The organism is Roseibium sp., assembly GCF_048260565.1.
Lineage (GTDB): Bacteria > Pseudomonadota > Alphaproteobacteria > Rhizobiales > Stappiaceae > Roseibium.
In genome coordinates this window covers 31,942-43,830 of record NZ_JBLXGP010000014.1, presented here as the reverse complement: position 1 = coordinate 43,830, position 11,889 = coordinate 31,942, and the positions used below count along the sequence as shown (strand labels likewise).

11 protein-coding genes are annotated in these 11,889 nt (G+C 63.3%); 5 read left to right on the top strand and 6 right to left on the bottom strand.

From position 1 onward, the window contains the following. Positions 1-92 precede the first annotated feature (92 nt). The 5 genes from ACN0SO_RS22510 to ACN0SO_RS22490 form a co-directional block, all read right to left on the bottom strand. Complete coding sequence (locus ACN0SO_RS22510) at positions 93-1,634, bottom strand: caspase family protein (RefSeq protein WP_417681322.1); 1,542 nt, start codon at positions 1,632-1,634, stop codon at positions 93-95. Beyond that, positions 1,624-2,730 (bottom strand): OmpA family protein, encoded by a 1,107-nt coding sequence (locus ACN0SO_RS22505; protein WP_417681320.1) that lies wholly within the window; start codon positions 2,728-2,730, stop codon positions 1,624-1,626. Before ACN0SO_RS22505 ends, ACN0SO_RS22510 begins: the two co-directional genes overlap by 11 nt. A gap of 147 nt (positions 2,731-2,877) precedes the next feature. Further along, complete coding sequence (locus tag ACN0SO_RS22500) at positions 2,878-3,117, bottom strand: hypothetical protein (protein ID WP_417681319.1); 240 nt, start codon at positions 3,115-3,117, stop codon at positions 2,878-2,880. A 159-nt stretch (positions 3,118-3,276) separates the two neighbouring features. Further along, a complete protein-coding gene (locus tag ACN0SO_RS22495; protein ID WP_417681317.1) occupies positions 3,277-3,678 on the bottom strand; it encodes a hypothetical protein in 402 nt (133 codons plus the stop codon). 179 nt (positions 3,679-3,857) lie between these two features. Further along, the gene (locus tag ACN0SO_RS22490) at positions 3,858-6,374 is read right to left on the bottom strand and encodes a DUF3772 domain-containing protein (protein ID WP_417681315.1); all 2,517 of its coding nucleotides are present in this window, start codon (positions 6,372-6,374) and stop codon (positions 3,858-3,860) included. 165 nt (positions 6,375-6,539) lie between these two features. Between ACN0SO_RS22490 and ACN0SO_RS22485 the strand changes: the two genes are divergently transcribed. Both ACN0SO_RS22485 and ACN0SO_RS22480 read left to right on the top strand, forming a co-directional pair. Continuing rightward, entirely contained in the window at positions 6,540-6,797 is a 258-nt protein-coding gene (locus ACN0SO_RS22485; RefSeq protein WP_417681313.1) for a metal-sensing transcriptional repressor, read from the top strand. Positions 6,798-6,807: 10 nt separating this feature from the next. Beyond that, entirely contained in the window at positions 6,808-8,130 is a 1,323-nt protein-coding gene (locus ACN0SO_RS22480; protein WP_417681311.1) for an MFS transporter, read from the top strand. A 51-nt stretch (positions 8,131-8,181) separates the two neighbouring features. On the opposite strand, the gene ACN0SO_RS22475 is transcribed toward ACN0SO_RS22480, so the two are convergent. Continuing rightward, positions 8,182-9,762, bottom strand: coding sequence for a winged helix-turn-helix domain-containing tetratricopeptide repeat protein (locus ACN0SO_RS22475; protein ID WP_417681309.1), 1,581 nt, complete (start codon positions 9,760-9,762; stop codon positions 8,182-8,184). Positions 9,763-9,889: 127 nt separating this feature from the next. Here ACN0SO_RS22475 and ACN0SO_RS22470 point away from each other — a divergent pair, with 127 nt between their 5' ends. The 3 genes from ACN0SO_RS22470 (at position 9,890) to ACN0SO_RS22460 (ending at position 11,784) form a co-directional block, all read left to right on the top strand. After that, positions 9,890-10,492: a DUF1326 domain-containing protein gene (locus ACN0SO_RS22470; protein ID WP_417681307.1), complete on the top strand. Its 603-nt coding sequence runs from the start codon at positions 9,890-9,892 to the stop codon at positions 10,490-10,492. Continuing rightward, entirely contained in the window at positions 10,489-11,277 is a 789-nt protein-coding gene (locus ACN0SO_RS22465; RefSeq protein ID WP_417681306.1) for a DUF2182 domain-containing protein, read from the top strand. The genes ACN0SO_RS22470 and ACN0SO_RS22465 overlap by 4 nt, the downstream gene beginning before the upstream one ends. 114 nt (positions 11,278-11,391) lie before the next feature. After that, positions 11,392-11,784, top strand: a complete 393-nt coding sequence (locus ACN0SO_RS22460) for a GFA family protein (RefSeq protein ID WP_417681304.1) — start codon at positions 11,392-11,394, stop codon at positions 11,782-11,784. Positions 11,785-11,889 lie beyond the last annotated feature (105 nt).

The window sequence follows — 11,889 nt, the reverse complement described above, 5'->3', positions numbered from 1 at the left end:
TTGCTGTTTCCCTCGGTTGTCATCCCGGTCTTATCGCGTCCCTCCAAACCGGGATGACAGCCTGAGGGTGGGATGGGGTGCCTTCCCTTCGCTTACTTGCAGCCGTCCCTTGCCCAGATGGCGAGGGCCTGTTTGAAGGTGCCGCCGAGGGGGTGTTTTTTCGCCAGGGCGGCTTTGCCGCCGGCGAGGTAGGTCTTGGCCTGGGTGCACAGGTTTTCCTGGTTCCAGTGATGGCAGTTGGCGCAGGCCTTGTCCTTCCAGGCGATGTCAGGGAGGCCGTCGATGGGCGGAAACAGCGGTGAGCCGGTGATGATCTCTGCAATGCTCCGGGTCGCAATCTCCGGATCGCCGATGCCGAGCGGCGTATTGAAGGCCACGGTGTCGGGCATGCCGGTCGCGGCAACGTCGGGGGTCTGTTTCTCCGGTGCGACCGGCTCGGGCGGCCTGGAGATCGGATCTGTTCGGGGCGCGTTGTTCTCGATCGTTCTGAGTTCGAGACGCGCTAGTTCGGCAAAGGCGCCCTCCGGATAGGCGTCGAGATAGGCCTGATAGGCGTCTGCCGTGCCGGCCTGACGGGCCTGTTCGATCAGGTCGCGCTCCGACTGCACCGGATCGACCGGTTCGGGCTTCTCCGCTGTTGTTTCGGATGGAGCTTCTGCCGGCTTTGCTGCTTCCGCGACGCTCTCACCCGGTTTCAGGGTCTTGGCCATCAGGTCGCGCAACAGGGCGCGGGCGTCATCGGCATAGATGTTGTCGGGGTTGGCGCGCAAGAACAGGAGGACCTGAACCGGGTCGTAGCTCATCTGCACCGATTCCCAGAGCTGGCGCATCTGGATTTCTTCCGGTGTCGGCGCCTTGGCCGGCACGAACTGGAAGTCGACGGTGAGCGAGGACGTGTCCCACGGGGTCTGTCTGCCGCCGGTCGTTTCGACGACCTCGACGCGCACATCCTTGAACAGCGCCTCGATCGGTACGCCGGGCGCCGACAGATGGGTCGCGAGCGCTTCCGTGAACGGGCTGTTTGCGCCAGTGCCGTCGACGGCGATATCGCCCGGTGCAGTCGAATAGGCCAGGAACGTGCCCCGCGGCGCCTTGATTTCGGCAAGCCCGTTGTCGCTCAGATCCGGGATCGTCACGAAGGGATTGTTCCGGCAGGCGTCGAGGATGACGATATTCGTCCGGTTGCGCGCGGAAAACATCTGCCTCAGTACGGCCTGGGCCGGAACGCCGACGAGGCTCAGGTCGGCCGCGTCCTGTAGCGCGATGTCGACCGGCAGCAGGAAGTTGGTCCCGAAGGACTGGACGCCGTGGCCGGCGTAGTAGAACAGACCGGTAGCATCGTCGCCGGCGCCGCGCAGCTTGCGGCCGAATTCGGAAATGGCCCGGATCAGCTCATCCTGCTTGGCCTCGGTGATGAGCGTGACTTCGAACCCCACCTTGCGCAAGGAGTCCGCCATCAGGATGGCGTCGTTGACCGGATTGCGCAGGGCGGTGACGTTGACATAGGCGCCGTTGCCGACGACCAGGGCCAGGCGCGCCTCGGCCATCGCCCTGACCGGCAGGAGAGCCGATAGCAGCACCAGGGCGGCAAAGAGGATCTGCGCGTGGCGGCGAGGGCGGGTTCTATTCGACAACGACAAACTCGATACGACGGTTGCGGCGTTTGCCGTCAGCGGTGTCGTTCGGAGCGACAGGGTCTGCTTCTCCGTATCCGACGCTGACGATCCGGTCTTCCGGTATTCCATTGGAAATCAGATATTTGGTTACGGCCGACGCGCGTTGCTCCGACAGGCGCTTATTCGCCGTCGCACTGCCGTCGCTATCGGTATGGCCGCCGACCTCGATGACGAGGCCCGGACAGCGCGAGATAATGTCGGTCAGGCTGTTCAGCAGCGGGCTGCTGCGCGCATCCAATTTCGCGCTGCCGCTTGGGAAATAGATGTTTCCCGTCCGTGACAGGATTTCGAACCGGCCCTTGCAGGCCTTGGGGTCGAAATTGCCTTCAGGCTCGAGAGCCTTCGAAGCAGGGGGCTTTGCTGCGGTCGACTGCGCTGCTGCAGGGGCTGCCGCCACGGTCGTGTCTGCGGCAGCATTGCGGGCAAAGACGAAGTCGAAGGACACGGTCGCCGAAGGCACGATCACCACATTGGCGGCTTCCTCCAGCTTCTTGATGCCTTCCTCCAGGCTGAAATCGGCAGCCGCCACAGAGATCGGCGCGGTCGTGGAGACGGCGACGAGGTCGTCGCTCAGGTAGGTGACCGCGACCTCGGTGTCGAAGCTCTTTTTTACCCCGTGAAGCTCGAGGTCGTAGTCGAGCGGAAGGATCTTGCGTTTGAGGGTCGGTAGATCGCTCAGCGCTACCGGATCGATCCTGGCGGTAATCACGGCTTCGGGAAACTGGAAGGTCTCGAAGAACAGGAAGCGCATGCGGACATTGCGCAGATCGACATTGGTGTCGACGGAATCGAGGAAGACATGGATGGCAGCTTCGCCCGCCTCATTGATCGAGCCTTCGATCCCGGCGAAGCGGCTGGACTCCACCTTGGTGAGGTTCTTGACCGACTGGAACCGAAGCGAGGAGCCTTCCGGCTGCAGCGTCCAGCCGCCTTTGAAGGGGGTGTCCTGAGCGTAAGCCGAGACCGGGAGCAGCGTCAGAACAGCGAGCATCAACGCAGCAAAAACAGCGCGCGCTTCCGCAAGGTTCCTGGCATTCCTCTGCGGTTCGAACATGCTCAAATTCCCCCAATTCCAGCACCTGCTCCAAATGTCGCAAAGTTAGGTTCGCATTGCAACTTTCCTTGTGGCCGCAAAAGGTTGAGAGAGGAAAGCCGACATTGCCCGGCAGAGGTTGCCTGTCTGGGCGGCGGGGGATCAGCTTCATTGAGATGGTTTCTTCAAGGCGTCGACGCGGGGCAGGGTGATCATGACCTTTTCGGGCTCTTCGGTCGGGCGGCCGCGGACGGTGCCCTTCTGGCGCAGGTAATGGTGGTTTGTCTGCTCGACGACCTCCGTGCGGATGACGATCGGCTTCAGATGCGGGCCGCCGGGGCACAGGACGATCTCGTTCCCGCAGACGTCGCTGTTGACCGGCGGCACGATTTCCATTCTTTTGTTCATGATTTGTTCCATTAATTCTGGAATTCGGAAAAAGGACGGATAGGGCGGCCGGGGGATGCACCCCGCCCGCATGAATACCCACAGGGCAGGGGGCGGACGGCGCACCCCCTTGAGCAGCTTTTCAGTGTTTTATATGCAAAGTGCGTATATTTCAGCCACTCATGCCGCCCAGCGGCCGCAACCGGCCTCAAAGGCGCCGAGGCGTTCGCGGGTGTAGGCGCAGGGATCTCCTCCGCCCTCGGAACCATCGGAACCCGTGTCGTCCTCCTCCGGGAAGGCGGCGGCCAGCACGTCCTCGGTCACGTCATTTGCCCAGCCTTCTGCCGGGTTGAATGCGAAAACAGCGAGAATTTCCTCAATCTGTCCATCGACTATATCTTTGACGATCTGATCGAAATCCATGTCCACCAGGTCTGTTTCGCGAGCGTAGGCCTCTCCCGTCAGGTGGCAGATCACGCTATAAAACGTACGGTCCGGATTTAGCTGGAACGCCCGCCGCCCGGTGGTTCCGCCGGTGGTTCGTCCGGTTCTTTGAAGGAAATGGCTGAAGTTGCGCGACATAGGGGCGATCCTCCGTAGGTTGATCGTCACCATAATACGCAAAATGCGTACAGTCAAGAAAAATACGCGATATGCGTATAATTGAAGTGCCCGGCCGGGAAGCTTAGGGCCGAGGCTCGAAGGGGAGGCGGGATCGTCGCGTCAACTCCAGGTGAGGCTGGTGTTTGCGGCTCCGCCTTTCACGTGGGGCTCTTGTTGCGGTTCTCCTTCCCGCCTTCTTTCGACAGCGATGCGATCGCCTTGACCAGATCCTCCGCATCGCGCAGGTGCAGATCCCGTTGCGGGAAGGGAATTTCGATGTCCGCTTCGTTCAAAGCCTTGTAGATGGAGAACAGCAGGTCGGAGCGGGCGGTGAGGATGTTGCTGACGTCGTAGAGATAGCCGCGCAGTTCGAAGTCGAGCGAGCTGTCGCCGAGCCCCATGAACAGCACGAAGGGCGCCGGGTAGGCCATGATCATCGGGTTGTCTTCCGCCGCCTTCAACAGGACCTGGCGGGTCTTTTCCAGGTCGCTGCCGTAGGCGACACCGACGGGCACGATCACCCGGCCGGTCTTGGAACTCAGCGTCATGTTGGTGACGGCGCCGGCGACGATGTCGGAATTGGGCACGATCACCTCGTGCCGGTCGAAGGTTTCCACCCGCGTGGCGCGCACGGCGATCTTGCGCACGATGCCCGAATGGCCGCCGACCTCGATCCAGTCGCCCACCTTGATCGGCCGCTCCACCAGCAGGATGATACCGGAGACAAAATTGGACACGACCGCCTGCAAGCCGAAGCCGATGCCGACCGAAAGGGCACCCGCCACGAAGGCGAGCGAGGACAGATCAAGCCCTGCTGCGGAAAAGGCGATCAGCGCCGACAGCACGACGCCGATATAGCCTGTCCCGGTGACGATTGCATTCTTGCCTCCGGTGTCCAGCCGGGTCTTGGGCAGGACGGAGCTTCTGATCACCCGCTGCAGCCACTGGGTAATAAGCAGACCAGCGGCGAAGATGATGAGCAGCACCAGGATCACGCCGACAGATATCCGCGTATTGCCGATTTCCACCCCTTGGGAAAGCAGCGTCCAGACTTCGGAAATATCGGAGGGTCTGGCACCCCAGGTGAGTGCCAGCAGTGGCGTGATGGCCAGTGCCAGCACCACGCCGGATGCGAGCGGCAGGAAGGACTGCAGCACGGCGCCCAACTGGGGGCTGCGGCCGAGCACGGGGCCGAACACGATCAGGATCAGCCGATGGGCGGTTATCGCAAAACCGAACAGGCCGAGGGTCAGGATGGAGGGCACCAGCGCCTGGCGGGCGAATTCCACATAACCGACGGCAACGGCCAGGACGGCGGCAACCGCGGCAACCTCGATGAAACGGCCGATATAGAGCGGGAAGTTGAGCCCTGTGTCTTCCTGTTCTTCCGCGGCTTCGCCATCCTCGCCGACGCCGCCGTTTTGGCCGGAGCCGATCAGGATTGTCGCCAGCCGCCAGAGACAGATACTGCCGGCCAAAACGACAACGCCTGTTACGACCGACTGGGTTTCCGGCGAGAAGACATAGCCCTTGCCGGCGGCTTCGATGAAGCCTTCTGCCACAAGGACAAATCCGAGGCCGACGCACAGCTGCACGGCGCGCGCGGCCTTCCTGTCATCGATCTCCAGCACGCGCCGGCCGGGCGCTGTCGGGGCAAAGATCACATGGCCGAGCCAATAGAAGGTGACGATCAGGATGGGCCAGAGGACAGTGATCGCAATGATAAAGCGGGCGGAAAAAGACGTGGGCTGAAGGGTGCGGAACGCAAAGACGATGAGAAACGCTGCGACCGCCGGTACGAAGAAACGCAGGGTCACCGCCAGCGCGCCATAGGCCCGGGCGTGCAGTGTCAGGCCGTGTTCACGCGACAGGGTCTCGAACCGGCGGAAAATCCGCTTTTGAAACGCAAGTATGACAAGACCGGCGAGCGTCAGGGCCGCTGCGAGCCCGAGGGCGAAGGGGGAGGTGTCGACCTTCAATTCCTCGCGGACCTTTTCGGCAAAGGCACCGAGTTCCGAGGCCGCCTTGGGCCAGTGAGCAGGGTTGAGCGGCGAGGGGTCGCGCTGGAACAACCGGTCGGCGAAGCGCTGACGGATCAGCCGGTCGATCGCGGCGATCAGCACGTCGGCCCTGGAATAGGCCTGCCGCGCAGCGACCACCGGCTCGCGTGCCGCAGCCAGGGCCAGATCAAGTGCCGCGCGTTTTTCGGCAATAAAGGCCGGCTCCGTCTCGCCTTCCTTCGGGACCGGCCCCAGCGCATCGAGTTGCGCCTTGAGCGACTGGGCGGAAATGCTGCCGGCCTCGGCGATGGCGAAGGCCCGGGTCCGCTGGTCTGCGAGTTCCGCGCGCAGCTGCTCCAGGATGCCGTTCGAGGCGACCGCCTTGGCGAGGATCTGCTCCGCCCGGTCTGCCGTCCGGTTCCAGGCGACCACCGGGCTTTCGTCGCCGGCCGGGGGAACCATGTCGGAGGCAGAGGCGGCTGTTTCCGGCGTTGCGGTTGTTGGGGGGGCGGATTCCGGAGCGACGGTTTCGGAGGTGGCAGTCTGGGGGGCGCCCGCCTCCTGTGTGGCGGGTTCCTGCACAACGGCACTCTGTGCGACTGCCTGGCCGGCCGGCGCAATCGCGAGCCCTATGAAAAGACTGACCAGGAGGAAACCCGTCCTCTGCCGACTCATGATGTTTGTCCTTCGACTTTTCCCGCCCGTGCATGATCTTGCCTGTCCGCAGCCGGGTCAGGCAAGGCGGGGAGGGGGGAAATGTGGGGAGCAGGGAGAAGAGGAGGCGTCCGGCCGCTATCGCATGACCTTGCCTCATCCCCCCAGGGGGGATATATATTCAGCATGACGGACAGCCATCGGCACGAAACACACTCGAACCTAGTCAAGCGCCTCAAGCGCGCCGACGGTCACCTGCGCCATGTCATCGAGATGATCGAAGACGCCAGGCCCTGTGCCGATATCGCCATTCAGCTCCAGGCGGTCGAGCGGGCAATCACGGCGGCGAAGCGGACGCTGATCCATGACCATATCGACCATTGCCTCGGCCATGGCGGTGAGCAGGATCTCACCGAGATGCGGGCAATCGCCAAGTTGCTCTGAGAGGCCTTTCATGCTGGGCATTCTCGCCAACCGGACCTACAGGCACCTGTTCGCGGCCCAGGTGATCGCATTGACCGGCACCGGTCTTGCCACCGTCGCGCTCGGCCTGCTGGCATGGCGGATCGCCGGAGACAACGCGGGGCTGGTGCTCGGCACGGCACTGGCGATCAAGATGATCGCCTATGTCGCGCTGGCGCCGATTGCATCCGCCTTTGCCGACCGGGTGCCCCGCCGGGCGATGCTGGTTGCTCTCGACCTGATCCGGGCGACCATCGCAGTCGGGCTGCCTTTCGTCACGGAGGTCTGGCAGGTTTATCTGCTGATCTTCCTGCTGCAGGCGGCCTCGGCCGGGTTTACGCCGACGTTTCAAGCAACCATTCCGGATGTGCTTCCCGACGAGGCGGACTACACCCGCGCCTTGTCGCTTTCCCGGCTGGCCTACGACCTTGAAAGCCTGCTCTCGCCCATGCTCGCCGCAGCTCTGCTGACCGTCGTCAGTTTTCCGGTGCTCTTCGGCGGTACGGTGATCGGGTTCCTGGCCTCGGCAATGCTGGTGGTTTCCGTCACTTTACCGTCACCCAGACCGTCCGTTCGCCGGGGCATCTGGGACCGAACCACACGCGGTATCCGGATTTACCTCGCCACGCCGCGCCTGCGCGGGTTGCTGTCCCTGAACCTTGCTGTCGCCGCTGCCGGGGCCATGGTGATCGTCAACACCGTCGTCATCGTCCAGGCGCGGCTCGAACTCGGTGAGACGCAGGTGGCGCTGGCCCTCGCGGCGTTTGGCGGCGGCTCCATGGCGGCCGCACTGCTTCTGCCGCGGATCCTCGACCATAGTCCCGACCGTCCGCCGATGCTGGCAGGCGCCGCAGTGCTTGCCGCCGGGACGTTTGCCGGACCATTCGTGACCTCGCTCGAGGCGCTGATGGCGTTGTGGCTGGTCATCGGTTTCGGTTACAGCCTGATCCAGACGCCGACGGGACGCCTGCTGCGGCGTTCGGCCCACGCGGAAGACCGTCCGGCGCTGTTCGCAGCCCAGTTTGCGCTGAGCCATGCCTGCTGGCTGGTCGCCTATCCCATGGCGGGCCGTTTCGGGGCGGCATTCGGGCTCGATACCACGTTTGTCGTCATGGGAGGGTTGGCCACACTCGGCGTCATCGGGGCATTCCGGCTCTGGCCGGCAAAGGAGGCCGATGTCCTGCCGCACCGCCATCCGGACCTTCCGCCGGACCACCCGCATCTGAAAGAGCATGGCACGGGAGACCACCGGCATCCCGTGGTGATCGACGACCTGCACTGGCACTGGCCCGAGGCAAGGTCGCCGGTGCGCTGACGGCGAAATTCGGACCGATCCGGCAAAGGGGGCAGCCGGTGAATGGTGGTTCTACTCGTCGTGCCCGGCCTTGCGCAGGCCCTGCATGAGGTGCTCGAAATCGGCGTCCGGAATATTCCATTTCCGGATTTCGCTCGCAGCCGAAATGCCGGCTTTTACCGACTTCATCTGGTCCAGCGAAGCAGCAGCTTCCTTGCGCCCCAGTTGCCCGAGGGCGGCGGCATTCAGAAGATGGGTCCAGTAGAAGCTCGGCATGCTGATGCGCTCAACATCGGCCAGCACGTCCTCGAACCGGCCCTGCCGATAATGCAGAAGCGCGAAGCTGAAATGATACCAGCCGGGGTGCAGCGGGTTGAGCTGGCGGGCGCGGTTGGACAGTTCGGTTCCCTGGTCGAAATTTCCCAGGAAGGACAGGTAGTGGCCGGCTTCGGCAAGGATTTCGGGATCGTTCGGGTTCAGGTCGAGCGCGCGCTGCATTTCCGCCTCGAACTGCGCGCTGTCCTTGCTGAAGAAATGCACGATGGCCAGCCAGCAGTGGGCATAGGCGCTTTGCGGATCGAGCTGAACCGCCTTGAGCGCCATGGCGAGAGCCCGGCCGATCGGATCGGGGCGCGGGTTCGCATTGAAACGGTGCTCGGCCAGATAGACATTGGCCAGAAGGGCGAAGGCTTCCGCATAGTTCGGGTCGAGTGCGATCGCCTTTTCCAGCAGGTCGCGCGCCTCCGCGTGCATGTCTTCGTTCAGCGTTACGGTGTAGCGCCGCGCCTTCAAAAGGCAGTCGTAGGCGTCCAGTTCGGACGGGCTCTTGCGCATTGCGCGCGAGAGGGCCGTCGTCTGCATCCTGACCCCGAGGGAGGCCGCGATCATGTGGGTCATGGCGTCCTGGAGCACGAAAATATCCTCAAGTTCCCGGTCGTAGCGGTCCGCCCAAAGTGTCAGGCCTGTCGCAGTCTCCACCAGATGAACGGCCACGCGCAGCCGGTCGCCTTCGCGACGCACGCTGCCGTCGACGACGTAGTCTGCGCCCAGTGACTTCGCGATCTCCGGCAGCGGCAGGTCGCGCTCCCTGAAGTGAAAGGACGAACCGCTGGCGATCACCCGCAACTCGCGGAACTGGGTGAGGTTGGAAATGACGTCCTCGGTCAGGCCGTCGCAGAAATACCTGTCCAGGCCTTCGCTGGCGATCTTGAACGGCAGCACGGCGAGGATGGGCATGGCGGTCGCCAGATGGGTCTCGGGCGGCGCTGCGGGAACCGCAGGCGTATGAAGGTTCGCGCCTTCACCGTTGATTCCGTTTCCGCCGTCCGGTGCCGGACCGGCAGGACCGGGGTCGAGATCGGCCACAAACCGGAAGCCGCGCCGGGGTACGGTGCGAATGACGTCCTGCGCCTCGCCGGTGTCCCCGACGGCGCGGCGCAATGCGAATATCCGGCTGCTGAGAGTGGTGTCGGAAACCGCCCGGCCGCCCCAGACGGCAGCGATGAGGTCGTCGCGCGATACGATCCGGTCGCGGTGCTCCACCAGATGCGTCAGCACATTGAATACCTGGGGCTCGATGGCGACGGGCGCGCCGCCGCATCGCAGTTCGAACATCGCGGTATCAAGCTCATAAGCGCCGAACCGGTAGATCATTCAGCGCAATCCTCCCTTGACCGAAAAACGATGGAATCTCAGCGTAATCTCAATGGCAGCTTCAAGCAACGATACCGGAAGTTGCGTAGCGTCAGGTCAGCCAACGATCCAAATGAGGAGATGCAAGATGACCTGGACGCTCAAGGGAACCTATTTCGAAAGCTGTAATTGCGAGGTGGCCTGCCCCTGCCTGTTTCTCAGCCCGCCAACCGAGGGGGAATGCACTGCCCTGGTCGGCTGGCATATCGAGGAGGGCGACGACGACGGCGTGTCGCTGTCGGGATTGAATATCGCACTGGCGGTCCATTCGCCGGGGCACATGGCCACGACCCAATGGACGGTGGCAGTTTATGTCGACAGCCGGGCGGACGCGGACCAGAATGCCAGCCTGATGAAGATTTTCGGCGGTCAGGGCGGGGGCCATCCGGCACGGCTTGCCACCCATATCGGCGCCATCGCCGGCGTGCGTTCCGTCCCGATCGAGTTCACCGTGACGGCGGGAAAACATGCGCTGAAAATCCCGGAAATCGCCGATGTCGAAATCGAGACCATGACGGGGCAGGGGGACGGTCCGATCACGATTTCCGGCCATCCGCTCTGCATCGCGCCGGGCTTTCCCGCCACCGCGGCGAAATCGACCAAGATGGTGTTCAACGATCACGGCATGGCGTGGAACCTGTCGGAAAAGACTGGCGTATTCTCTCCCTTCGCCTACCAGAGCGACCAATGATGCCGGGCGATGTACTGACAGGCGGCGCGCGGCAGAAGTCCGACCCGGCACGTCTCGCGCTGCTGCTGGCCGGACCGGCCGCGGTGGCGCTGGCGTCCTGGGCCTATCTCGCGCTCATGATCGGCGACATGTCAGCGATCCCGGGCATGAAGGCAATGATGATGTCGCCGCAGATGTTCAGCCCGGTTCAGTTTACCGGCCTGTTCGCGATGTGGGCGATCATGATGGCGGCGATGATGCTGCCGACGGCGGTGCCGATGATCCTCGCCTATGCGCGGATGCAGGCGGCCGATCGCGCCCGGGATGAAGGCTGGCTGCCGGTCGCGGCGTTTTCCGGCGGCTACGTCCTGGCCTGGACCGGGTTCAGCTTGGCTGCCACCGTGCTGCAGGCGGGTTTCACGACGCTTGCCTTGATGTCGCCAATGATGATGAAAGTGACGGCGCCGCTGGGCGGCGGCATTCTCGTGGCGGCCGGGCTCTACCAGTTCAGTTCGCTGAAACAGGCCTGCCTGAACCAGTGCCGCACGCCGCTCAGCTTTCTGATGACCCGGTGGCGAGATGGTGCCTGGGGCTGCCTGCGGATGGGGGCGGAGCACGGTCTCCTGTGTATCGGCTGCTGCTGGGCGCTCATGGGTCTGCTGTTCGTCGGCGGTGTGATGAACGCGGCCTGGATCGTGGCCATCACCGTCTATGTCCTGATCGAGAAAATCCTGCCGAAAAGCGAGGTGCTCTCGAAAGTGAGCGGCGCGGCGATGATTGGCTTCGGGCTCTGGATCTGGATCTGACTTGGATGAAGTCCGGCAAGTCCGTTTGCCGGACTTCATCACCCCAGGCGATTGCATTCCCGGTCCTATTCCCTGTTAACATGCCGCCGGTTTGAATTTGCAGGGAGACGCAGAATGGACCGGTTCACGGGCGGGTGCCTGTGCGGCAATGTGCGGTTCGTGGCGACCGGCCGGCCCTACAGGGTCGGCCTGTGTCACTGTCTCGATTGCCGCAAGCATCACGGCGCACTTTTTCACGCCTCGGCAATCTTCCCCGAAGAGGCCGTGACGATTGAGGGCGAAACGAACTGTTACGCCGGGCGTAGCTTTTGTCCCCGATGCGGTTCGACGGTTTTCGATCGGACCGAGGACGAGATCGAGGTGAACCTGGGCTCGCTCGATGCCCCGGATCAACTGACACCGACCTATGAAAGCTGGATCATCCGCCGGGAATCCTGGCTGCCGACCTTCCCGATTTCGAGGCGATACGACCGTGATCGCGACCCGACGACCCGGTTCGAGGATTGATCCTTCTCTTCACCGGTTGATCGTGAAGTCCGGTCACGGGTAACCTCTTCCGCGAAAACGGGAATCGGCGCGGGTAGGCCGCAACGGCTATCAGACACGGGACGG

Excerpts from the sequence above, each read along its gene's own strand:
- ACN0SO_RS22505 (WP_417681320.1), bottom strand. The coding sequence starts at position 2,730 with ATGTTCGAACCGCAGAGGAATGCCAGGAACCTTGCGGAAGCGCGCGCT.
- ACN0SO_RS22500 (WP_417681319.1), bottom strand. The coding sequence starts at position 3,117 with ATGAACAAAAGAATGGAAATCGTGCCGCCGGTCAACAGCGACGTCTGC.
- ACN0SO_RS22495 (WP_417681317.1), bottom strand. The coding sequence starts at position 3,678 with ATGTCGCGCAACTTCAGCCATTTCCTTCAAAGAACCGGACGAACCACC.
- ACN0SO_RS22490 (WP_417681315.1), bottom strand. The coding sequence starts at position 6,374 with ATGAGTCGGCAGAGGACGGGTTTCCTCCTGGTCAGTCTTTTCATAGGG.
- ACN0SO_RS22485 (WP_417681313.1), top strand. The coding sequence starts at position 6,540 with ATGACGGACAGCCATCGGCACGAAACACACTCGAACCTAGTCAAGCGC.
- ACN0SO_RS22480 (WP_417681311.1), top strand. The coding sequence starts at position 6,808 with ATGCTGGGCATTCTCGCCAACCGGACCTACAGGCACCTGTTCGCGGCC.
- ACN0SO_RS22475 (WP_417681309.1), bottom strand. The coding sequence starts at position 9,762 with ATGATCTACCGGTTCGGCGCTTATGAGCTTGATACCGCGATGTTCGAA.
- ACN0SO_RS22470 (WP_417681307.1), top strand. The coding sequence starts at position 9,890 with ATGACCTGGACGCTCAAGGGAACCTATTTCGAAAGCTGTAATTGCGAG.
- ACN0SO_RS22465 (WP_417681306.1), top strand. The coding sequence starts at position 10,489 with ATGATGCCGGGCGATGTACTGACAGGCGGCGCGCGGCAGAAGTCCGAC.
- ACN0SO_RS22460 (WP_417681304.1), top strand. The coding sequence starts at position 11,392 with ATGGACCGGTTCACGGGCGGGTGCCTGTGCGGCAATGTGCGGTTCGTG.